Annotated in this window: 20 protein-coding genes; 6 read left to right on the top strand and 14 right to left on the bottom strand. The window is 61.8% G+C overall.

The window, feature by feature from the left end:
- Positions 1-14: 14 nt before the first annotated feature.
- The 7 genes from LOY50_RS00595 to LOY50_RS00565 all read right to left on the bottom strand — a co-directional run bounded on the left by LOY50_RS00595 (position 15) and on the right by LOY50_RS00565 (position 9,682).
- Positions 15-968: a response regulator gene (locus LOY50_RS00595; RefSeq protein WP_258690131.1), complete on the bottom strand. Its 954-nt coding sequence runs from the start codon at positions 966-968 to the stop codon at positions 15-17.
- A gap of 167 nt (positions 969-1,135) precedes the next feature.
- Positions 1,136-1,897 carry a phosphate signaling complex protein PhoU gene (gene phoU / locus LOY50_RS00590; protein ID WP_253470706.1) on the bottom strand — a complete coding sequence of 254 codons (762 nt, stop codon included), beginning with the start codon at positions 1,895-1,897 and terminating at the stop codon, positions 1,136-1,138.
- Positions 1,898-1,994: 97 nt separating this feature from the next.
- Positions 1,995-2,828 carry a phosphate ABC transporter ATP-binding protein PstB gene (gene pstB / locus LOY50_RS00585; protein WP_072411200.1) on the bottom strand — a complete coding sequence of 278 codons (834 nt, stop codon included), beginning with the start codon at positions 2,826-2,828 and terminating at the stop codon, positions 1,995-1,997.
- Positions 2,829-2,984: 156 nt separating this feature from the next.
- Positions 2,985-4,655, bottom strand: coding sequence for a phosphate ABC transporter permease PstA (gene pstA, locus LOY50_RS00580; RefSeq protein WP_253470704.1), 1,671 nt, complete (start codon positions 4,653-4,655; stop codon positions 2,985-2,987).
- Between the two features lie 15 nt (positions 4,656-4,670).
- The gene (locus tag LOY50_RS00575; protein WP_253478351.1) at positions 4,671-6,704 is read right to left on the bottom strand and encodes an ABC transporter permease subunit; all 2,034 of its coding nucleotides are present in this window, start codon (positions 6,702-6,704) and stop codon (positions 4,671-4,673) included.
- A gap of 460 nt (positions 6,705-7,164) precedes the next feature.
- Positions 7,165-8,163, bottom strand: coding sequence for a phosphate ABC transporter substrate-binding protein PstS (locus LOY50_RS00570; RefSeq protein WP_072347557.1), 999 nt, complete (start codon positions 8,161-8,163; stop codon positions 7,165-7,167).
- Positions 8,164-8,383: 220 nt separating this feature from the next.
- The gene (locus LOY50_RS00565) at positions 8,384-9,682 is read right to left on the bottom strand and encodes an MFS transporter (protein ID WP_214511200.1); all 1,299 of its coding nucleotides are present in this window, start codon (positions 9,680-9,682) and stop codon (positions 8,384-8,386) included.
- 377 nt (positions 9,683-10,059) lie between these two features.
- Here LOY50_RS00565 and LOY50_RS00560 point away from each other — a divergent pair, with 377 nt between their 5' ends.
- Together LOY50_RS00560 and LOY50_RS00555 are read left to right on the top strand one after the other, a co-directional pair.
- Positions 10,060-10,464 carry an acyl-CoA thioesterase gene (locus LOY50_RS00560; RefSeq protein WP_003177184.1) on the top strand — a complete coding sequence of 135 codons (405 nt, stop codon included), beginning with the start codon at positions 10,060-10,062 and terminating at the stop codon, positions 10,462-10,464.
- Positions 10,465-10,521: 57 nt separating this feature from the next.
- The gene (locus LOY50_RS00555) at positions 10,522-11,421 is read left to right on the top strand and encodes a D-hexose-6-phosphate mutarotase (protein WP_258690130.1); all 900 of its coding nucleotides are present in this window, start codon (positions 10,522-10,524) and stop codon (positions 11,419-11,421) included.
- 137 nt (positions 11,422-11,558) lie between these two features.
- On the opposite strand, the gene LOY50_RS00550 is transcribed toward LOY50_RS00555, so the two are convergent.
- The 5 genes from LOY50_RS00550 to LOY50_RS00530 form a co-directional block, all read right to left on the bottom strand.
- Complete coding sequence (locus LOY50_RS00550; RefSeq protein WP_214511198.1) at positions 11,559-12,095, bottom strand: DUF3299 domain-containing protein; 537 nt, start codon at positions 12,093-12,095, stop codon at positions 11,559-11,561.
- 89 nt (positions 12,096-12,184) lie between these two features.
- Complete coding sequence (locus LOY50_RS00545) at positions 12,185-12,430, bottom strand: GlsB/YeaQ/YmgE family stress response membrane protein (RefSeq protein ID WP_003196372.1); 246 nt, start codon at positions 12,428-12,430, stop codon at positions 12,185-12,187.
- A 102-nt stretch (positions 12,431-12,532) separates the two neighbouring features.
- Positions 12,533-13,618, bottom strand: a complete 1,086-nt coding sequence (locus LOY50_RS00540) for a 5-(carboxyamino)imidazole ribonucleotide synthase (RefSeq protein ID WP_063323554.1) — start codon at positions 13,616-13,618, stop codon at positions 12,533-12,535.
- A gap of 12 nt (positions 13,619-13,630) precedes the next feature.
- Positions 13,631-14,122, bottom strand: a complete 492-nt coding sequence (gene purE / locus LOY50_RS00535; protein WP_018604706.1) for a 5-(carboxyamino)imidazole ribonucleotide mutase — start codon at positions 14,120-14,122, stop codon at positions 13,631-13,633.
- 373 nt (positions 14,123-14,495) lie between these two features.
- Positions 14,496-15,413 (bottom strand): LysR substrate-binding domain-containing protein, encoded by a 918-nt coding sequence (locus LOY50_RS00530; protein ID WP_018604704.1) that lies wholly within the window; start codon positions 15,411-15,413, stop codon positions 14,496-14,498.
- 179 nt (positions 15,414-15,592) lie between these two features.
- Between LOY50_RS00530 and aspA the strand changes: the two genes are divergently transcribed.
- The 4 genes from aspA to LOY50_RS00510 all read left to right on the top strand — a co-directional run bounded on the left by aspA (position 15,593) and on the right by LOY50_RS00510 (position 21,292).
- Positions 15,593-17,017: an aspartate ammonia-lyase gene (gene aspA / locus LOY50_RS00525; RefSeq protein ID WP_186708252.1), complete on the top strand. Its 1,425-nt coding sequence runs from the start codon at positions 15,593-15,595 to the stop codon at positions 17,015-17,017.
- Between the two features lie 485 nt (positions 17,018-17,502).
- On the top strand, positions 17,503-18,954 hold the full coding sequence (locus tag LOY50_RS00520; protein ID WP_214511196.1) for a sodium:alanine symporter family protein: 1,452 nt from the start codon (positions 17,503-17,505) through the stop codon (positions 18,952-18,954).
- 136 nt (positions 18,955-19,090) lie between these two features.
- Positions 19,091-20,095, top strand: a complete 1,005-nt coding sequence (locus LOY50_RS00515) for an asparaginase (RefSeq protein WP_253470700.1) — start codon at positions 19,091-19,093, stop codon at positions 20,093-20,095.
- Between the two features lie 204 nt (positions 20,096-20,299).
- On the top strand, positions 20,300-21,292 hold the full coding sequence (locus LOY50_RS00510) for an AraC family transcriptional regulator (protein WP_258690129.1): 993 nt from the start codon (positions 20,300-20,302) through the stop codon (positions 21,290-21,292).
- Between the two features lie 328 nt (positions 21,293-21,620).
- Here LOY50_RS00510 and LOY50_RS00505 read toward each other — a convergent pair whose 3' ends face one another.
- Both LOY50_RS00505 and LOY50_RS00500 read right to left on the bottom strand, forming a co-directional pair.
- Positions 21,621-22,271, bottom strand: coding sequence for an HAD family hydrolase (locus LOY50_RS00505; RefSeq protein WP_253470696.1), 651 nt, complete (start codon positions 22,269-22,271; stop codon positions 21,621-21,623).
- An 81-nt stretch (positions 22,272-22,352) separates the two neighbouring features.
- Complete coding sequence (locus LOY50_RS00500) at positions 22,353-22,898, bottom strand: gamma carbonic anhydrase family protein (RefSeq protein ID WP_024617709.1); 546 nt, start codon at positions 22,896-22,898, stop codon at positions 22,353-22,355.
- Positions 22,899-22,916 lie beyond the last annotated feature (18 nt).

Here is a 22,916-nt window from a genome sequence, read left to right as displayed (position 1 = left end):
AGGGCGCCGCCGAATCAAGCGCCAGGTACGAAGTGCTTCTGCGCGGTGCCGCGGGCGATCAGGCGGGAGATGTAGTCGAGTTTCTGCGGGTCTTTGTCGACGAAGCGGAACGTCAGTTGCAACCATTCGCTGTCGGGCGTCTGTTCATGGGCGACGATGGCGTGCAGGTAGCCGTTGAGACGCGCGGTCTCGGCGTTGTCGCCCTGCTCCATGTCCAGCACGGCGCTTTCGAGCACTTGTGGCAGGGTGTCGGTGCGCTTGACCACCAGCAGCGCTTCCTTGAGGCTCAGGGCCTTGATCACGCATTGCTGGGTGCCGCTGGACAGGCGCAACTGGCCCTGGCCGCGGTTGGCCGACGAAGCGGTGGCGGCTACCGGCGCCTTGACCGGTGGGCTGTTGAGCAAGCCACGGGCCGGGGCAGCAGCGGCGGCGGCGGGAGCAGCGACCGGCTTGGCAAAAGGATTCACGACAGGGGCCGAAGCCACAGCGGCAACCGGAGCCTTGCCGCCCGTCAGGGCGCTCAGGGAGTCATTGCCGAACGCCGAGTTCATCTTGGTCGGGGCGCTGTTCATCAGCGTGTCGAGCTTGCCGACCTTATGCAGGGCCTGCTTGACCTTGGTCAGTAGCTGCTCGTTGGTGAACGGCTTGCTGACGTAGCCGGAAACGCCGGCCTGGATCGCCTGGACCACGTTTTCCTTGTCGCCGCGGCTGGTGACCATCACGAACGGCATGCCCTTGAGGTTGTCCTGCTGGCGACACCAGGTCAGCAGTTCCAGGCCGGACATTTCCGGCATTTCCCAATCGCACAACACTAGGTCGAACGCTTCGCGAGCCAGCAGGGCTTGGGCTTTCTTGCCGTTCACCGCGTCTTCGATGCGCACGCCCGGGAAGTAGTTGCGCAGGCACTTCTTCACCAGGTCACGAATGAACGAAGCATCGTCCACGACCAACACACTGACCTTACTCATCCAGATACACCTCTAAAAAATCCCGGCAAGCATACCGCTTTTACTGATGGCACATTGCCAAAAACCTTCAGTCACGCCGGGACTTTTCGTTCGCGGGGTGCTGCTTTCGATTAAAAAAAACCCAAAAAAAAGCCCGACCAGAAGGCCGGGCACTTTTCCTGGCAATCTTACTTATCGTCAGTTTCGCTCGGAACATTAGCAGTTTCGGACGAGGTGCCCTCAACTTCTTCCTTCATGCGCTTGAGTCCCAGATGCCGGACATCGGTGCCGCGCACCAGGTAGATGACAAGTTCCGAGATGTTGCGCGCATGATCGCCGATACGCTCCAGAGAACGCAGCACCCAGATGATGCTCAACACCCGGGAGATGGAGCGCGGGTCTTCCATCATGTAAGTCGCCAGCTCGCGCAGGGCGGTCTTGTATTCGCGGTCGATGATCTTGTCGTACTGGGCCACCGACAACGCCAGGTCGGCGTCGAAGCGGGCAAAGGCGTCCAGTGCATCGCGCACCATGTTGCGCACCTGGTCGCCAATGTGGCGAACCTCGACGTAACCGCGCGGCGCCTCGCCTTCTTCGCACAACTGAATGGCACGACGGGCGATCTTGGTGGCTTCGTCGCCGATCCGCTCAAGATCGATCACCGACTTGGAGATACTGATGATCAGGCGCAGGTCGGAAGCCGCCGGCTGACGACGGGCCAGGATACGCAGGCACTCCTCGTCAATGTTGCGCTCCATCTGGTTGATCTGGTCATCGATTTCACGCACCTGCTGAGCCAGGCCGGAGTCGGCCTCGATCAGCGCGGTCACCGCATCGTTGACCTGCTTTTCCACCAGCCCGCCCATGGCCAGCAAGTGACTGCGCACTTCCTCAAGCTCAGCGTTGAACTGTGCGGAAATGTGGTGAGTAAGGCCTTCCTTCGAAATCATCTTGTTCGCTCCGCGAAAGTTGCAAGCTTCAAGCTGCAAGCTTCAAGCAGTTAAATGTTGATCCTGATAGCGCAGTGCGGCTATGCAGCTGCCTCGACTAGCCGTAGCGACCGGTGATGTAGTCCTCGGTCTGCTTCTTGGCCGGATTGGTGAACAGCGTATCGGTATCGCCGAATTCCACCAGTTTGCCCATGTACATGAACGCGGTGTAGTCGGAAACCCGCGCCGCCTGTTGCATGTTGTGGGTCACGATGACGATGGTGAACTTGGACTTGAGCTCGTAGATCAGTTCTTCGACTTTCAGCGTCGAGATCGGGTCCAGGGCCGAGCAGGGTTCGTCGAGCAGCAGCACTTCCGGCTCCACGGCGATGGTGCGGGCGATCACCAGACGCTGCTGTTGACCGCCGGACAGGCCCAGGGCCGACTCATGCAGGCGGTCCTTGACCTCATCCCACAGCGCCGCGCCCTTGAGCGCCCATTCCACGGCTTCGTCGAGGATGCGCTTCTTGTTGATGCCCTGGATGCGCAAGCCGTAGACCACGTTCTCGTAGATGGTTTTCGGGAACGGGTTGGGCTTCTGGAACACCATGCCCACGCGACGACGCAACTCGGCCACGTCTTCGCCCTTGCGGTAGATGTTGTTGCCGTAGAGGTTGATTTCCCCTTCGACGCGGCAGCCGTCCACCAGGTCGTTCATGCGGTTGAAGGTGCGCAGCAAGGTCGACTTGCCGCAGCCCGACGGGCCGATGAACGCGGTGACGCGCTGTTTCGGGATGTTCAGGCTGACGTCATACAGCGCCTGCTTCTCGCCGTAGAACAGGTTCAGGCCGGGCACTTCGATGGCGACGGTTTCCTGGGCCAGGTCCAGGCTCTGCTTGTCGCGGCCCAGGGCCGACATGTTGATGCCGTGTGTATGTGCTTCGTGTTGCATGGGAGGCTCCCTGTGCTAACAAATTCGGTTCGGAACGCCTTTGTGGCGGCCCCATAAAATTTCGGTGAACGCCGATCAGTGTGGGAGCGAGCTTGCTCGCGAAGGGGCCCTCGAGGCCGCCAGAAGCTTCGCGAGCAAGCTCGCTCCCACAGACCATCAGCTATCCAGTGCTTTGTACTTCTCGCGCAGGTGGTTACGGATCCACACCGCCGACAGGTTGAGCGTGGCGATCACCAGCACCAGCAGCAGCGCCGTGGCGTACACCAGCGGTCGCGCCGCTTCGACGTTCGGGCTCTGGAAGCCCACGTCATAGATATGGAAGCCCAGGTGCATGATCTTCTGGTCCAGGTGCAGGTACGGGTAGTTGCCGTCCAGCGGCAGCGACGGGGCCAGTTTCACCACGCCTACCAGCATCAATGGCGCCACTTCACCGGCGGCACGGGCCACGGCGAGGATCATGCCGGTCATCATCGCCGGGCTCGCCATGGGCAGGACGATTTTCCACAGGGTCTCGGCCTTGGTCGCGCCGAGGGCCAGGGAGCCTTCGCGCACGGTACGCGGAATCCGCGCCAGGCCTTCCTCGGTGGCCACGATCACCACCGGCACCGCCAGCAGCGCCAGGGTCAGGGACGCCCAGAGCAGACCCGGGGTGCCGAAGGTCGGCGCCGGCAAGGCCTCGGGGAAGAACAAGCGGTCGACCGAACCACCCAGCACGTAGACGAAGAAGCCCAGGCCAAACACACCGTAGACGATGGCCGGAACGCCCGCGAGGTTGTTCACCGCGATGCGGATCAGGCGGGTCATCGGGCCCTGACGGGCATATTCACGCAGATAGACCGCCGCCAGCACACCGAACGGCGTCACAATCATCGCCATGATCAGCGTCATCATCACGGTGCCGAAAATCGCCGGGAAGATGCCGCCTTCGGTGTTGGCTTCACGAGGGTCGTCGCTAAGGAATTCCCAGACCTTGCTGAAATAGAAACCGAGCTTGGTAAAGGTGCCCATGCCGTTCGGTTGATAAGCGTGTACTACCTTGCCGATACCGATTTCCACTTCCTTGCCGTTGGCATCGCGGGCAGTCAGGCTGTCGCGGTTGAATTGTGCATGCAGGTCGGACAGGCGCGCTTCGATATCCTTGTAACGGGCATTGAGTTCGGCGCGCTCGCTTTCCAGGTCGGCTTGGGCGGCGGCGTCGAGCTTGCCGTCCAGCTCCAGTTTGCGACCGTGCAGGCGGATGCGCTCCAGGCCAGCGTTGATTGCACCGATGTCGACTTTTTCCAGGGTCTTGAGCTCGGCGGCCAACTGGTTGACCCGCTGTACGCGAGCCTGCAGTTGCGGCCAGGCGGCCTCGCCTTCGGCGATGACCTTGCCGTCTTCCTTGACGTTGACCAGGTAGCCGTAGAAGTTGCCCCACTCACGGCGCTCGATCGCCATCAGTTCCGGCGGCGTGGTCTGGTTGGTCAGCCACTCGCCGACAATCCAGGTGAAGTCAGTACCGTTCAGGTCCCGGTTACCCACCTTGATCAGTTCGCGGGTCATGAACTCCGGGCCTTCGTCCGGCACCGGCAGGCCGGCACTTTTCAGGCGCTCGCGCGGCACTTCTTCTTTCTGTACGACTTCGCCGACCACCAGGTGCGCAGGCATGCCCGGCACGTTGTAGTTGGCATGGACCAGGTCCGCCGGCCAGAAGTGGCCCAGGCCGCGCACGGCGATCACCGCCAGCAGGCCAATGGTCATGATGACCGCGATGGACACCGCGCCACCGCTGATCCAGACGCCGGGGGCGCCGCTCTTGAACCATCCTTTCAGGGAGTTCTGTTTCACAGACTTCTACCTTTCTTAAAGCGACGAATATTTCTTGCGCAGACGCTGACGGATCAGCTCGGCGAGGGTGTTCATGACGAAGGTGAACAACAACAGCACCAGGGCCGACAGGAACAGCACGCGGTAATGGCTGCCGCCGACTTCCGACTCGGGCATCTCCACCGCCACGTTGGCCGCCAGGGTGCGCAAGCCTTCGAACAGGTTCATTTCCATGACCGGCGTGTTACCGGTGGCCATCAACACGATCATGGTCTCGCCCACCGCACGGCCCATGCCGATCATCAGCGCCGAGAAGATACCGGGGCTGGCGGTGAGGATGACCACGCGGGTCATGGTCTGCCACGGCGTGGCACCGAGGGCCAGGGAGCCCAGGGTCAGGCCGCGCGGCACGCTGAACACGGCGTCTTCGGCGATGGAGTAGATGTTCGGGATCACCGCGAAGCCCATCGCCAGACCGACCACCAGAGCGTTGCGCTGGTCGTAGGTGATGCCCAGGTCATGGGAGATCCACATGCGCATGTCGCCGCCGAAGAACCAGGCTTCCATGTACGGGCTCATGTACAGCGAGAGCCAGCCCACGAACAGGATCACCGGGATCAACAGGGCGCTTTCCCAGCCATCCGGCACTCTCAGGCGAATGGATTCCGGCAGGCGGCTGAAGACGAAACCGGCGACCAGGATGCCGATTGGCAGCAACATCAGCAGGCTGAAAATACCTGGCAGATGCCCTTCGACGTACGGCGCCAGGAACAGGCCGGCGAAGAAGCCGAGGATCACCGTCGGCATGGCTTCCATCAGTTCGATCACCGGCTTGACCTTGCGGCGCATGCCCGGGGCCATGAAATAGGCGGTGTAGATCGCCGCGGCGACCGCCAGCGGCGCGGCCAGCAGCATCGCGTAGAACGCCGCTTTCAGGGTACCGAAGGTCAGCGGCGAGAGGCTCAGCTTGGGTTCGAAGTCGGTATTGGCGGCGGTCGATTGCCAGACGTACTTGGGTTCGTCGTAGTTCTCATACCAGACCTTGCTCCACAGCGCGCTCCACGAAACTTCCGGGTGCGGGTTGTCCAGCGTCAGCGGTTGCAGCTTGCCGCCCTGTTCAACGATCAGGCGGTTGGCCCGTGGCGACATGCCGAACAGGCCTTGGCCATCGACCACCTGGTCCACCAACAAGGTGCGGTGGGCGGTGCTGTGGAACACACCAAGCTTGCCGGCCGCGTCGAGCGCAACGAAGCCCTTGCGACGCTCTTCGGCGCTGATTTCAACAATCGGCGTGCTGCCCATCTGGAACGTACGAATCTGTTTGAAGCGCAACTCGCCGTCCGGATCGCGGGCCATGAACCACTGGGCCAGGCCACCCTTGGAGTCGCCGATGATCAGCGAGATCCCGCCCACCAGCTGGGTGGCGGCGGTGACTTGGGCGTCGGCGTTCTCGAGCAGTTTGTAGCGGCCGTTGAGGCTCTTGTCCCGCAGGCTGAACACGTCGGCCTGGGCACGCCCGTTGACCACATACAGCCATTGCTGGCGCGGGTCGACGAAGATGTTCTTCACCGGCTCGGTCATCTGCGGCAGGTCGATGCGGGTCTGCTCGCTGGTGACCTCACCGGTCATCATGTTTTCTTCGCTGGTGAGCGACAGCACTTGCAGCTGGGCACCGCTGGAACCGGCCAGCAGCAGGGTCGAATCGGTGGCGTTGAGGCTGACATGTTCCAGGGCCGCGCCCTGTTCGTTCAATGCGATGGGCGTCTCGCCGTAAGGGTATTCGACGGCAGGCGAGATGGTTTTCTTGCCGTCCGGGTAGCTGACCTTATAGGTGTGGCGGAATACCAGGGCCTGGCCGTTGGACAGACCGATTGCCACCAGCGGGCTGCCGGGCTGGTCTTCGCCAATGGCGGTCACGCTGGCGCCGGCCGGAATCGGCAGGTCGACGCGGCGCAGTTCGGCGCCACTGCTGAGGTCGAAGAACAGCGCCTGGCCCTTGTCGGAAATCCGCATGGCGACCTGGTTCTGCTCTTCGATGGAGATCATCAAGGGTTTGCCGGCGTCTTGCATCCAGGCCGGGGTGATCGAGTCCTTGGCGGTCAGGTCCGCGCCCTGGAACAGGGGCAGCACCACGTAGGCCAGGAAGAAGAAGATCAACGTAATGGCAGCCAGGACAGCGAGGCCGCCGACCAGCACGTACCAGCGGGTCAGGCGATCCTTGAGCGCGCGAATACGGCGCTTGCGTTGCAGCTCAGGCGTATTGAAGTCAATGCGCTTGGGAGGGGAAGTCGTAGTCATTGTGGAATTGGCCAGATCATTCATGCGCACACCCTAGCGATCCTGTATGACAGAAAGATGACAATGCAGTGACGCAACAAATCCGCCGCCGAGGGAACCGGCAGCGGACAGGAATTTGGGGTTGTGGGACAGCTTGCTCGCAAAGTCAGTCAACATCCCTGTTGAATGCACTGACCTCTTCGCGAACAAGCCCGCTCCCACAGGAGTCCGGACTTCGGCCCGGGCTCAGGTATTACTTCTTGGCGACGCTGCCGCCTTCCGACAGACCCAGGTCAGCCAGTGCCTTGGCGGCTACTTTGGCTGGCAACGGGATGTAACCGTCCTTGACTACAACTTCCTGGCCTTGCTTGGACAGGACCAGCTTCACGAACTCGGCTTCCAGCGGGGCCAGAGGCTTGTTCGGTGCCTTGTTGACGTAAACGTAGAGGAAGCGCGACAGCGGGTACTTGCCGTTCAGGGCGTTTTCTTCGGTGTCTTCGATGAACTCAGTGCTGCCTTTCTTGGCCAGGGCCACGGTCTTCACGCTGGCGGTCTTGTAGCCGATGCCCGAGTAACCAACGCCGTTCAGCGAAGAGCTGATCGACTGCACGACCGAAGCCGAGCCTGGTTGTTCGTTGACGTTTGGCTTGTAGTCGCCTTTGCACAGGGCTTCTTCCTTGAAGTAGCCGTAGGTGCCGGATACCGAGTTACGACCGAACAGTTGCACTGGCTTGTTGGCCAGGTCGCCGGTCACACCCAGGTCGCCCCAGGTTTTCACGTCGGCTTTCGCGCCGCACAGGCGAGTCGACGAGAAGATCGCATCGACCTGTTCCATGGTCAGGTGCTGGATCGGGTTGTCCTTGTGTACGAATACTGCCAGGGCGTCCACGGCAACCGGGATAGCGGTTGGCTTGTAGCCGTACTTCTGTTCGAAGGCTTGCAGCTCGTTGTCCTTCATCTTGCGGCTCATCGGGCCCAGGTTGGAGGTGCCTTCGGTGAGCGCAGGTGGCGCGGTGGAGGAACCGGCGGCCTGAATCTGGATGTTTACGTTCGGGTATTCTTTCTTGTAGTTCTCGGCCCACAAGGTCATCAGGTTGGCCAGGGTATCGGAGCCGACGCTGGACAGGTTGCCCGATACACCAGTGGTCTTGGTGTAGCTCGGGATCGCAGGGTCAACAGCGGCAACCGCGTTGGCAGTCGCAACGCCAGCAGCGACAAAAGTCATTGCCGCCATCAAACGCTTCAGTTTCATGCCTTACTCCTAGCAGATAGGGTGTGTTAAGTCGGCCAAGTATCGGTAAGCCGTGTGAACACTCTATGGCTGAAATATGACAATTGGATGAAAGGCCAGTATCGAGTTTTGCAGGATGATTCTGTGGCGTTCCCCATCGCGAGCAAGCTCGCTCCCACAGGGGCTTTGCGGTGAACGCAGAACCCTTGTGGGAGCGAGCTTGCTCGCGATCAGGCCAGACCTAGCGCCCCTTCTTCCAGAGATAACCGCCCACCACAACCCCGATCCCACAGATGGCCGCCACGTAATACGCCGGCCCCATCGAGCTCTCTTTCAACAGCAGGGTCACGATCATCGGCGTCAATCCGCCGAAGATTGCATAGGCCAGGTTGTAGGAGAACGACAAGCCGCTGAAACGCACCACGGCCGGGAAAGCATTGACCATGACATAAGGCACCGCGCCGATGGTACCTACCAGCAAGCCACTCAAGGCATACAGCGGAAACAGCCATTCGGGGTGATCGAACAGGCAGTGGTAGAAGGTCCAGAACGTGATCAACAGCAAACCGCTGCCGAAGACAAACACCCGGCCAGCACCAAAACGATCGGCCAGCACACCCGCACCGATGCAACCGAGACTCAGGAACACGATCGCCAGGCTGTTGGCCTGCAACGCAGTGGTCGGACTGAAGTGGTACACCGTCTGCAGCACGGTCGGTGTCATCAGGATGACCACAATGACGCCGGCCGACAGCAGCCAGGTCAACAGCATGGAAATGGCGATGGCGCCGCGGTGATCACGCAACACGGCCCGCAGCGGCACTTCCTCTGCCAGGGCCTTGCGCAGTTGCAGCTCGGCGAACACCGGGGTTTCGTGCAACCAGCGGCGCAGATACACCGAAAACAGCCCGAACACGCCACCCAGCAGGAACGGGATCCGCCAGGCGTAATCGGCCACTTCCACCGGTGTATAAATGCTGTTGATCGCCGTGGCGACCAGCGAACCCAACAAAATCCCCGCCGTCAGGCCGCAGGTCAGCGTGCCGCAGGCATAGCCGATGTGGCGCGCCGGAACGTGTTCGGAAACGAATACCCAGGCACCCGGCACTTCCCCGCCGATGGCCGCGCCCTGGATCACCCGCATCAGCAACAGCAGGATGGGCGCCCACATGCCGATCTGTGCATAAGTGGGCAGCAGGCCCATGATCAGGGTCGGCACCGCCATCATGAAAATGCTCAGGGTGAACATCTTCTTGCGCCCCAGCAGGTCACCGAAATGGGCCATGACGATCCCGCCCAGCGGCCGGGCCAGGTAACCGGCGGCAAAAATGCCGAACGTCTGCATCAAGCGCAGCCACTCGGGCATTTCGGCAGGGAAGAACAATTTGCCGACCACGGTGGCAAAGAACACGAAAATGATGAAATCGTAGAACTCCAGCGCACCGCCCAAGGCAGAAAGCGACAGGGTCTTGTAATCGTTGCGGGTCAATGGACGTGCCGGTTGTGCGGGCGTCGCCGTGCTCGAAGGCGCAGTGGTCATGGCAAGGACTTCTCTTATAGTTGGTTCTGCAACCCTGTTGACACGGGTTGGGGGCCTGGGCAGGTCCGGCACGATAGCAAATTGTTCGAAAAAGCACATAGAGGTGCGTATTTGATAGTCAAAATCAGAACCGAGTGGTCGTCTCGACGTCTATCGCCCGATATACTCGCAACCTTGCAGTACTCTGTAAGGGGTTGCTGTGCGAAAACGTCGTTGGTGGTGTAGTACCAAAACCAGCCGGTTTCGCAGAGTTTCCCTTTGGCACGCCTTTACGAAAAACGTGACGAACGCAGTATGTTCGGGCTGAATCGTTTTTTACAAAGACGGCTATTCACCTGAAGTACAAGACAGCGTTACGGGTCAGAGGCCCCCCCGGCATGATAGAGCTCGAACAAGAAGATCCAATCCCGCAAGGCGACCTGGCCCTGCAAATCACCGCGCTCCCTCGCGAGACCAACGGCTTCGGCGATATTTTCGGCGGCTGGCTGGTGTCCCAGATGGACCTGGCCGGTACCGCCATGGCCAGCAAAGTGGCCGGCGGACGCGTGGCCACCGTGGCGATCGATCGCATGGCGTTCCTCGTGCCGGTGGCAGTGGGGGCGCAGCTTTCCTTTTATACCCAGGCGCTGGAAATCGGCCGCAGTTCGATCCAGATGATGGTCGAAGTCTGGAGCGACGACCCGCTGTCCAGTGAATGGCGCAAGGTGACCGAGGCGGTATTTGTCTTCGTCGCCATCGACGGCAGCGGTCGCACCCGCTCGGTTCCGCCGCGCGCCCGTTAAACACGGCGGCCGTTTTGCGGTCCATTGCAGTCCCTGTTCCCGAGCGAGATTTGCAACATGCCTACGCCCAACGTCGAAGCCGTCAAACTGGATGAACTGAACGCCTGGCGCATCCGCCACGGCCAGGCCGAGTTGCTGGTGGCCCAACAAGGCGCGCATATCCTCAGTTATCAAGTGGACGGCCAGCCGCCGCTGATCTGGCTCAACGACCAGGCCACGTTCAAGGCCGGCAAGAGCATCCGCGCGGGCGTGCCGGTGTGCTGGCCGTGGTTCGGCAACCTGACGCGCAACCCCGACAGCGTACAGGCCATGCGCGTGAGCAACGATCCGGCCACCGCCCACGGCCTGGTGCGGACGATGGATTGGGAGTTGAAGGGCATCGAAGCCGAAGGCGCAAGCCTCAAGGTGGAATTCGTGCTGCCCTACCCCGAGAACGGCCTTGCGGGCTGGCCTCATCAGGTCGACCTGACGCTGGCCATCGTGATGGACGAGCAACTGCATATCCGCCTCACCAGCCATAACCGTGGCAGCGAAACCGTCAGCCTCAGCCAGGCGCTGCACAGCTACTTTGCCGTGAGCGACGTGCGCAACGTGCAGGTCGAAGGGGTCGATGGCCTGAGCTACATCGAGACCCTGGACGACTGGAAAACCGTCACCCAGGCCGGCAACCTGCACTTTGCTGGCGAGACCGACCGCATCTACCTCGATACCCCGCCAAAGCTGAGCATCATCGACCCGCAGTGGGAACGCCGGATCGAGCTGACGAGCAGCGGCTCACGCTCGGCGGTGATCTGGAACCCCTGGACCGAACGCGCCAAGGCCTTCAGCGACATGGCCGACGACGGCTGGCAGCGCATGCTGTGCATCGAGACGGCGAACGTGATGGACGATGTGGTGACGTTGTTGCCGCAGGCCAGCCATACCCTGGGCGTGAGCATCGGCAGCAAGCCGCTCTAAACCACACCAAAAAAAACCTGTGGGAGCGAGCTTGCTCGCGATAGCGCCATGACAGTCAACATCAGCGTCGACTGACACACCGCCATCGCGAGCAAGCTCGCTCCCACATTGGGATTTGTGTCAGGCCAACAGGCCTATTACAAATCCGCCTCCTGCACCACCCGCACCTTCTCCGCCTCCAGCGCATACGCCGCACTCGCCAGATCGTTGTCGACTTTTTCGATCTTCAGCGTGCCGGTCACCCACAGCGGTGTATAGATGTCATCCAGCTTCAGGCCCTTGGGATAGCGCACCAGCACCAACTGATTTGGCGGTGGCGGTGGGACGTGGATGCAGGCGCCAGGGTAAGGCACCAGGAAAAACAGCGTGCTGCGGCCCTTGGCGTCGGTTTCCAGCGGCACCGGGTAACCACCGATGCGGATATGCTTGTCGTTCATCGACGCCACGGTCTTGGTCGAATACATCACCGCCGGCAAGCCTTTGCTTTGCTTCAGGCCACCTTTTTCGGTGAAGGTGCCATTGGCTTCGGGGGAGTCGTGGTCGATCTCGGGCATGGCCTCGAGGGCTTTCTGGTCCGACTTGGGCATCAGTTCGAGCCAGTCGGTTTCCGGCAGCTCGGCAGCATGGGCCAGGCCACTGCCCAGCAGAAGAAGGGTCAACACTAGACGGCGCATGAAAGGGCTCGGCAATGAGAGGAAAGTGAAACGCCGAGCATTCTAGCCCCCTCTGCGCGCCAGGCAGAGAGGGCTTTGTCGCATTTGAATCAGTTTCTTTTGATCAGGCCGTAGATCACCAGCAATACCACCGCGCCCACCAGGGCCCCGATGAAACCAGCACCTTGGCCGGCCTGGTAGATACCCAGGGCCTGGCCGCCGTACGTGGCCGCCAACGAACCGCCGATACCGAGCAGGATGGTCATGATCCAGCCCATGCTGTCATCGCCCGGTTTCAGGAAGCGTGCCAGCAGGCCAACGATCAAGCCGATAAAAATGGTTCCGATGATTCCCATGGCATTGCCCTCTGGTTGGATAGCTATGCCAAAGCCTAGACAGACTTTGGCACTTAGCCATGAGAGAGATTAGCCGACGAATGGTTCCACCGATGTTGCAGATTATTGCTCGGCGATCAGCGTCTCGACCTTGATGATCTGCTGCGCCAACGTCGCCCGGTCCGCGCAACGCAGGTTGGCGTGACCGACCTTGCGCCCGGCCTTGAACGCCTTGCCATAGTGATGCAAATGGCAGTCAGCGATCGACAGGACTTTCTCGCTGTCCGGCACCTTGCCGATGAAGTTGAGCATCGCGCTCTCACCGACCTTGGCGGTCGACCCCAGCGGCAGCCCGGCCACCGCCCGCAGGTGGTTTTCGAACTGGCTGCACTCGGCGCCTTCGGTAGTCCAGTGCCCGGAGTTGTGTACCCGAGGGGCGATTTCGTTGGCCTTGAGGCCGCCATCCACTTCAAAGAACTCGAACGCCATCACGCCGACATAATCGAGCTGCTTGAGCACCCGGCTGGAATAGTCTTCGGCCAGGGCCTGCAACGGATGATCGGTGCTGGCGACGGACAGCTTGAGGATGCCGTCCTTGTGAGTGTTGTGCACCAGCGGATAGAAACGGATTTCACCGTCACGGGCACGCACGGCGATCAGCGAGACTTCCCCGGTGAACGGCACGAAGCCTTCCAGCAGGCAGGCCACGCTGCCGAGTTCGGCGAACGTACCGACCACGTCTTCAGGCTTGCGCAGGACTTTCTGGCCCTTGCCGTCGTAACCCAGGGTACGGGTCTTGAGCACGGCAGGCAGGCCGATGGCAGCGACGGCGGCGTCCAGGTCGGCCTGGGACTGAATGTCGGCAAAAGCCGGCGTGGGAATGCCCAGGTCCTTGAACATGTTCTTTTCGAACCAGCGGTCGCGGGCGATCCGCAAGGCTTCGGCGCTCGGGTAGACCGGGACGAACTGGGACAGGAAAGCCACGGTTTCGGCCGGGACGCTTTCGAACTCGAAGGTCACCAGGTCAACTTCATCGGCCAATTGACGCAGGTGATCCTGGTCGCCGTAGTCGGCCCGCAGGTGTTCACCCAACGCGCTAGCACAGGCGTCCGGCGCCGGGTCCAGGAAAGCGAAGTTCATCCCCAGCGGCGTACCTGCCAGGGCCAACATGCGACCCAACTGGCCGCCACCGATTACACCGATCTTCATTCGTCAACAACCTCAGGCAATGCGTGGGTCTGGATTGTCCAGGACGCTGTCTGTCTGCTCAGCGCGGAATTTTTTCAGCACGGTATGAAATTGTGGATGCTTGGCGCCCAGGATGCTCGCCGACAGCAGGGCCGCGTTGATCGCGCCAGCCTTGCCGATGGCCAGGGTCGCGACCGGGATGCCGGCTGGCATCTGCACGATCGACAGCAACGAATCGACGCCCGAAAGCATCGCAGACTGGACCGGCACGCCCAGCACCGGCAGGTGGGTCTTGGCCGCACACATGCCTGGCAAATGGGCGGCGCCACCGGCACCGGCGATGATCACCTCGATGCCACGCGCCTCGGCCTCTTCGGCGTACTGGAACAGCAGGTCCGGGGTACGGTGGGCGGAGACCACTTTCACCTCGTAAGGGATGCCGAGCTTTTCCAGCATATCGGCGGTGTGGCTAAGGGTGGACCAATCGGACTTGGAGCCCATGATCACGCCAACCAGTGCACTCATCGTCGTGCCTCTTCTCTCTGGGCGCCCGCAGGCGCGTCAAAAAACAACAAGCCACGCAGGAAACCGGCGTGGCTTGTTGTACGAATTATGGCCGGGCAAGCCGACCGAAGGCCGGGCAGTATACCGAAAATGGTGCGTTAAACGCACTTTCGCCGACCATCTGTCATTTGCGATGAAGTGGCGGTTTTATTGACTCTCAGGTCAGCGTCGGAACACCACAAATCCCCTGTGGGAGCGAGCTTGCTCGCGATAGCGATAGGTCAGTCAATGCAACTGTGAATGTCAGTCCGTCATCGCGAGCAAGCTCGCTCCCACAAGGGCTCGGTGATGGTCCTGATATCAGTGACATCCCACAAAGGGGACTGCGTTGGATTCAAGATCCAATAGCACCCTGCGCCACGCCACCTTCGAGCTTGCGCCACAACAACCGCACATTGGCCTTGCGCACCAGGGCGCAGCGGTACAAGCGGATCTCCAACGGCACGTGCCATTGCGGGCCGCCGCAGATCACCAGTTCGCCCCGGGCCAGTTCGGCGCGTACGCTCAGGTGCGGCACCCAGGCGATACCCAGGCCTTCCAGGGCCATGCTCTTGAGGCTGTCGGCCATGGCCGTCTCGTAGATCGTGGTGAATCGCAGCGCCCGCTGGCGCAACAACTGGTTGACCGAACGCCCGAGGAAGGCCCCGGCGCTGTAGGCCAGCAGCGGCACGCTGGCCTCGCCTTCAGGGTCGAACAGCGGCTTGCCATCGGCATCGGCGGCGCACACCGGGAGCATCTCGGTCTGGCCCAGGTGCAGCGACGGGAAAATCTCCGGGTCCATCTGCATGGCCGAATCCGGATCGTAGAAGGCCAGCATCAGGTCGCAGCCCCCTTCACGCAAGGCGTGGACAGCATCGCCGACGTTGGTCGCCACCAGCCGCGTGGCGATGTTCATCCCTTCGTTGCGCAGCTGGGCGATCCAGCGCGGGAAGAAACCCAGCGCCAGGGAGTGGGCGGCGGCCACTTGTATGACTTCGCCCTGTCCGCCCTCCAGGTGATGCAAATGGCGCAACACTTCACCCAGTTGCTCGACCACCGTGCGCGCCGTCACCAGGAACAACTGCCCCGCCGCCGTCAGCTCGACGGGCGTGCGCGAACGGTTGACCAGGGTCAGCCCCAGCGCCGCCTCGAGGCTGCGGATTCGCCGGCTGAACGCCGGTTGCGTCACGAAACGCCGCTCGGCCGCCTGGGAGAAACTGCGGGTAGCGGCCAGGGCACTGAAGTCCTCAAGCCATTTGCTTTCAAGATTCATCACGCCTCCCTTAAACGCACCAAAACAGGTCACACGTTCGTCGCACCGCCGACGTCACACCGACATTATGCCGAATATGCATAGGCCAGTGCTTAACAGCATTGGCCCTATTTTTTTCCAGAGCCTAGGATTCGCAGCGTTCCGGCTCAGACCGGGTCCTTATCGAGATGATTTCCATCATGTCCTCCGCTGCATCATTCCGCACAGAAAAAGACCTGCTTGGCGTACTCGAAGTACCAGCACAAGCGTATTACGGCATCCAGACCCTGCGAGCGGTAAACAACTTCCGTCTCTCCGGCGTCCCGATCTCGCATTACCCCAAGCTGGTGGTCGGTCTGGCAATGGTCAAGCAGGCCGCCGCTGACGCCAACCGCGAACTGGGCCAGCTCAGCGAAGCCAAGCACGCAGCCATCAGTGAAGCCTGTGCACGATTGATCCGCGGCGATTTCCACGAAGAATTCGTGGTGGACATGATTCAGGGCGGCGCCGGCACGTCGACCAACATGAATGCCAACGAAGTCATCGCCAACATCGCACTGGAGGCCATGGGCCACCAGAAAGGCGAGTACCAGTACCTGCACCCCAACAACGACGTGAACATGGCGCAGTCCACCAACGACGCCTACCCAACCGCGATCCGCCTGGGTCTGCTGCTGGGCCACGACGCGTTGCTGGCCAGCCTCGACAGCCTGATCCAGGCGTTCGCGGCCAAAGGTGAAGAATTCAGCCACGTCCTGAAAATGGGCCGCACCCAGCTGCAAGACGCCGTGCCGATGACCCTCGGCCAGGAATTCCGCGCCTTCGCCACCACCCTGAGCGAAGACCTGGCGCGCCTGAAAACCCTGGCGCCTGAACTGCTCACTGAAGTGAACCTTGGCGGCACCGCCATCGGCACCGGCATCAACGCCGACCCGCGCTACCAGGCCCTGGCCGTACAGCGCCTGGCAACCATCAGCGGCCAGCCGCTGGTTCCGGCCGCCGACCTGATCGAAGCCACCTCCGACATGGGCGCCTTCGTGCTGTTCTCCGGCATGCTCAAGCGCACTGCGGTCAAGCTGTCGAAGATCTGCAACGACCTGCGCCTGCTGTCCAGCGGCCCGCGCACCGGCATCAACGAAATCAACCTGCCGGCTCGCCAGCCAGGCAGCTCGATCATGCCCGGCAAGGTCAACCCGGTGATCCCGGAAGCGGTCAACCAGGTGGCATTCCAGATCATCGGCAACGACCTGGCCCTGACCATCGCGGCCGAAGGCGGCCAACTGCAACTGAACGTGATGGAACCGCTGATCGCCTTCAAGATCTTCGACTCGATCCGCCTGCTGCAACGGGCCATGGACATGCTGCGCGAGCACTGCATCGTCGGCATCACCGCCAACGAAGCGCGCTGTCGTGAACTGGTCGAGCACTCGATCGGCCTGGTCACCGCCCTGAACCCGTACATCGGCTATGAAAACGCCACCCGCATCGCCCGTATTGCCCTGGAAAGTGGCCGCGGCGTGCTGGAACTGGTGCGCGAAGAAGGCTTGCTCGACGACGCCATGCTCGACGACATCCTGCGCCCGGAAAACATGATTGCTCCGCGTCTGGTCCCGCTCAAGGCGTGATCGACACGACACCGCTCACCAGGTCGAGGGACTAGACACCTCTCACCTTTTGAGGGCTTGGGGATCTTCCCCAAGCCCTTTTTTTAATTGATAGCAGCAAAGGATGACTGAACCTGTGGGAAGGAACCTGCTCGCGATAAACGACGACGTGCTGCCCGTAGTAAACCGCGTCGCCAGCCAACGCGAGCAGGCTCTCGCCCATAAAAACCTGACCGAAAGGCCAGGTGTTTCAAAGGATTCGTTTCGTCGGACGCACCACAACTGTGCAGACGGGCACCGCGCTGATAGGTATAGTGCCGCCCCTCTTCGCATGAGTGATCGTCTGCAGCGAGATCCTTAAACATGCGAAAACCGAACTAATAACAACCCGCAAAAATGGACCGGGACGAAACATTGCCTCACCTGTCGCGCTGCGCGCCGACCGATGTAACGCGATATTTCAAATGGCCAGCATTTGCTTAAACAAAAAACAGCGAGGAATACTCATGCTCGAAGTCATCAACGACTTCCTTTCAGGGAAAGTGCTGATCCTGCTCATTGTCGGGCTCGGTGGCTACTTCACGATCCGCTCGCGTTTCGTCCAGTTCCGTCATTTCTTTCACATGTTCACGGTGTTCCGTGACAGTCTGAAAAGCAGCACTGACCAGCTCAGTTCCTTCCAGGCCCTGATGCTCAGCCTGGCTGGCCGTGTCGGCGCGGGCAACATCGCCGGTGTCGGCATCGCCGTGACCCTGGGTGGTCCTGGTGCGGTGTTCTGGATGTGGGTGACTGCCCTGGTCGGCATGTCCAGCAGCTTCTTCGAATGCTCCCTCGGCCAGCTCTACAAGCGCTGCGACTCCGAAGGCCAGTTCCGTGGCGGCCCGTCCTACTACATCCAGCACGGCCTGCAGAAACGCTGGTTGGGCATGATCATGGCGTTCCTGCTGCTGATCACCTTCGGCTTCGCCTTCAACGGCCTGCAAGCCCACGCGGTCACGCACTCCCTGAACAACGCCTTCGGCCTCGACACCACCTACACCGGCCTGGGCCTGGCGGTGCTGCTGGGCCTGGTGTTCATCGGCGGGATCAAGCGTATCGCCAAGGTTGCCGACCTGCTGGTACCGGTCAAGACCCTGGTGTACATCGGTGTGACCATCTACGTGATCGTGCTGCAATTCGACCACGTACCGGCCATGCTGGCGACCATCGTCAGAAGCGCCTTCGGCTTGGACCAGGCCTTTGGCGGCCTGATCGGCAGTGCCATCGTCATGGGCGTCAAGCGTGGCGTGTTCGCCAACGAAGCCGGCCTGGGCAGTGCGCCTAACGTAGCCGCCGTCGCGTCGGTCGAGCACCCGGTAGCACAGGGTGTGGTACAGGCGTTCAGCGTGTTCCTGGACACCTTCGTGATCTGCACCTGCACCGCGCTGCTGATCCTGCTGTCGGGCTTCTACACCCCAGGCTTCGAAGGCGACGGCATTGCCCTGACCCAGAACTCCCTGGCGGCCGTCGTGGGTGACTGGGGCCGGATGTTCATCTCCGTGGCCCTGGCGCTGTTTGTCTTCACCTCGATCCTCTACAACTACTATCTGGGCGAGAACAACCTGCGCTTCATGCTGGGTGAGAACCGCAAGGCCCTGATCGCCTACCGCGCACTGGTCCTGGTCCTGATTTTCTGGGGCGCCATCGAAAACCTCAGCACCGTGTTCGCCTTCGCCGACATCACCATGACTCTGCTGGCGTTCGTGAACCTGATCGCGCTGTTCCTGCTGTTCAAAGTCGGCATGCGCATCCTGCGTGACTACGATGACCAACGTGCGGCCGGCATCAAGACCCCTGTCTTCGATTCCAGCAAGTTCCCGGACCTGGATCTGGACCGCAATGCTTGGCCAGCCAACCCATCGGCGCCGGTCACCAAGCCTGACGCCGCTGTTGCTGGCGCGACCGCAGCGCAACGCTGATCGGTAGAAGCTGTTTGGAAAAAACCGGGCGCATCCCCTGCGCCCGGCGTGACACAGCCTAAGGTCGGCGTCATGCTCGACCTTATGTTGTGGCAGCTAACCCAAGCTGCCGTTTTCGTCCTCGGAGAACAACCCCATGAATGGCTCGACCTACCCTGCCGCCCAGCACGTCATGGTGCTCTATACCGGCGGCACCATCGGCATGCAGGCCAGCGCCCACGGCCTGGCCCCGGCATCCGGTTTCGAAGCGCGGATGCGCGATTACCTGCACAGCCAGCCTGAACTCGTCGTCCCGCAATGGCGCTTCCGGGAAATGTCGCCGCTGATCGACAGCGCCAACATGACCCCAGCCTATTGGCAACAACTGCGCGAAGCGGTGGTCGATGCCGTGGATGTGCAGGGCTGCGACAGCGTGCTGATCCTGCACGGCACCGACACCCTGGCCTACAGCGCCGCGGCGATGAGCTTCCAACTGCTGGGCCTGCATGCGCGGGTCTGCTTCACCGGTTCCATGCTGCCCGCCGGCGTGACCGACAGCGACGCCTGGGAAAACCTCAGCGGCGCGCTGGTCGCTCTAGGCCAGGGTCTGGCGCCGGGCGTGCACCTGTACTTCCACGGTGAGCTGCTGGCGCCAACCCGTTGCGCGAAAGTGCGCAGCTTCGGTCGTCACCCGTTCAAGCGCCTCGAACGCCAGGGCGGCGGCGTCAAAGCCTCCTCGCTGCCGGCGCAGTTGAATTACAACCAGCCCAAGCAACTGGCGAACATCGCGGCGCTGCCGCTGTTTCCCGGCATCAGCGCCGAGATCCTGGACGGCCTGCTGGGCAGCGGCATCCAGGGCCTGGTGCTGGAATGCTACGGCAGCGGCACCGGGCCGAGCGACAACCCGGCCTTCCTCGCCAGCCTCGAGCGGGCGCGGGACAGCGGCGTGGTAGTCGTGGCAGTGACCCAATGCCATGAAGGTGGCGTCGAGCTGGACGTTTACGAAGCTGGCAGTCGCTTGCGTGGCGTTGGCGTGCTGTCCGGCGGCGGTATGACCCGCGAAGCCGCGTTCGGCAAGTTGCACGCCTTGATTGGCGCAGGGCTGCCGGTGGAAGAGGTTCGGCGGCTGGTAGAGCTGGACCTGTGTGGCGAGCTGAGCTGACACAACCCTGCATCAACTTGTGGTGAGGGGCTTTTGTGGCGAGGGAGCTTGCTCCCGCTCGGGCGCGCAGCGGCCGCAAGATTTTGGGGGCCGCTTCGCAGCCCAGCGGGAGCAAGCTCCCTCGCCACAATTGTGGTGTCCTGGCAAACACCGCTCGGCATATAACTTGCTCCGTTTCCAACCTTCCCCAGGCTGGAAACGGACATGCTTCATTCCCACCTCACCACCCTCAACGCCGTCTCCCTGGTGCTGAGCACCTTCAAGAACCAAGGGCTGTCCAGTGAGGCATTGCTGGCCGGCAGCGGCATCAGCGCGGCGGACCTGAGCCGGGCCGATACGCGCATCACCACCAACCAGGAGATGCAGGTCTGCGCCAACGCCGTGGCGCTCAAGCGCGACATCGGCCTGGAGCTGGGCCTGCGCATGCACGTTTCGTCCTACGGCATGCTCGGCTATGCCCTGCTCACCAGTGCCACCTTAGGTGACGCCTTGCGCCTGGCGCTGCGCTATCCGGCGCTATTGGGAACACTCTTCGAACTGAACCTGGACGATGACGGCCAGTACATCTGGTTCAGCGCCAGCGATTATCGGGAGAACCCGGCCCTGGCGGTGTTCAATGCCGAGTTCTGCATGGTTTCGCTGAGGGTCATCTGTAACGACCTCCTTGGTCATGCACTGCCCTTGCGTGCGGCACGCTTCGAACATCCGGCGCCCGATTACCAGGCGCGCTACGCCGCGCTCTTCGATTGCCCGGTACGCTTCGACAGCGTCGATAACGCGTTCGCCTTCGAGCGCCACTGGCTCGACCAACCCCTGCCCCTGGCCGACCCCATCACCCATCACGCCATGGCCGAACGATGCCGCCGGCAGAACACCGAATTCACCGGGCGCCAGGCCTGGCTGGGACGGATCCGCCAGTTGCTCGACGCCCAACTGAACGCCGCCCCCGGGCTGGAAGGCCTGGCCGAGCAGATGAACTGCTCGGCGCGCACCTTGCGCCGCCACCTCAAGGACCTGGGCTGCAGCTACCAGGAACTGCTGGACGAACTGCGCTTCGAACGGGCCAAGCAGATGCTTTGCGAGGACCAATTGCCGATCTATCGAATCGCCGAACGACTGGGCTTCAGCGAAACCGCCAGCTTCCGCCACGCCTTCGTGCGCTGGAGCGGCGTGGCGCCAAGCCAGTTCAGGGCCTGAATCGCCGCTTTCATATACAACACCCACCCCTGCCGGGACCGGAACATGGTTACACCTGTGGCGAGGGAGCTTGCTCCCGCTCGGCGGCGCAGCCGTCGTAAACCGGCTGACGCAGTTTGTCTGGAGAAGTGCGTCAACCTGCTTGGGGCGGCTTCGCCACCCAGCGGGAGCAAGCTCCCTCGCCACAAGTGTGTGCCTTGAGGCAGGGGGCGTCTGCGCGGCCGCTATCGCGAGCAAGCTCGCTCCCACATTGTTCCGCGGTGCTCACAGTATGGGTATCCACCGCCCATCCCCTGTGGGAGCGAGCTTGCTCGCGATGGCAATCCAGTCAGCGCCGCAAAAACGCCTGATGCAACGCATCCACCGTCTCGAAGTGATACGCCGGGCCCTCGGCGCTGAGTTCTTCATGGCTGCCAAACCCATACCCCACCGCCGCCGCATCCAGGCCGTTGCTGCGGGCGCCGATCAGGTCGTGTTTGCGGTCGCCGATCATCAGGGTGGTGGCCGGGTCGAGGCCTTCTTCGGCCAGCAGGTGGGCGATCAGCTCGATTTTGTTGGTGCGGGTGCCGTCCAGTTCGCTGCCGTAGATCACTTTGAAGTGCCGGGCGAAGTCGAAGTGGCGGGCGATTTCCCGGGCGAACACCCAAGGTTTGGAGGTGGCGATGTACAACTGGCGCCCCTGGCCGCCCAAGGTTTCCAGCAGTGGCATCACGCCGTCGAAGACGCGATTTTCGTATAGGCCGGTGACCTTGAAGCGTTCGCGATAGAAATTCACCGCCTCCCAGGCCTTCGCTTCATCGAAGTCGTAAAACTGCATGAAGGCCTGCAACAGCGGCGGACCGATGAAATGCTCGAGGCGGGTCAGGTCGGGCTCGTCGATGCCCAGTTTGCTCAAGGCGAACTGGATCGAACGGGTGATGCCCTCGCGGGGGTCGGTGAGGGTGCCGTCGAGGTCGAAGAGTACAGTCTGGTAGTGCATGGCTGTTCCTGGGCAATATCACTGAATTGTGAGTGCTTCGCACTCAAGCGGGAGCAAGCTCCCTCGCCACGATGAACCTCATCAGGGCTGGTCGTAGCCTTCAGCCAGGTGCAGGTCCTTGAGCTTCACGTAGTTCGCCGCGCTGTAGGTGAAGAAGGCGCGCTCCTTGTCCGTCAGCGGCCTGGCCTGCTTCACCGGGCTGCCCACATATAAAAAGCCGCTTTCCAGGCGCTTGCCCGGCGGTACCAGGCTGCCGGCACCGATGATCACATCATCTTCGACCACCGCGCCGTCCATGACGATGCTGCCCATGCCGATCAGGATCCGGCTGCCCACGGAGCAGCCATGGAGCATGACCTTGTGGGCGATGGTCACGTCATCGCCGATCAGCAACGGGAAACCCTCGGGATTGAACGGCCCGGCGTGGGTGATGTGCAGCACGCAACCATCCTGGACGCTGGTACGCGCACCGATGCGGATGCGGTGCATGTCGCCGCGAATGACCGTCAGCGGCCAGACGGAGCTGTCTTCGCCGATTTCGACGTCGCCGATCACCACCGCGGTGCTGTCGACAAAAGCGCCCCGGGCTAGCCGCGGGCTGTGGTTCTGGTACGTGCGAAGGGTCACGATAGGCTCTCTCTTATC

Source organism: Pseudomonas sp. B21-010 (genome assembly GCF_024749325.1).
Classification (GTDB): domain Bacteria; phylum Pseudomonadota; class Gammaproteobacteria; order Pseudomonadales; family Pseudomonadaceae; genus Aquipseudomonas; species Aquipseudomonas kilonensis.
Note: the sequence above shows the minus strand (reverse complement) of the source record. Positions and strands in the feature narration are given on the sequence as shown.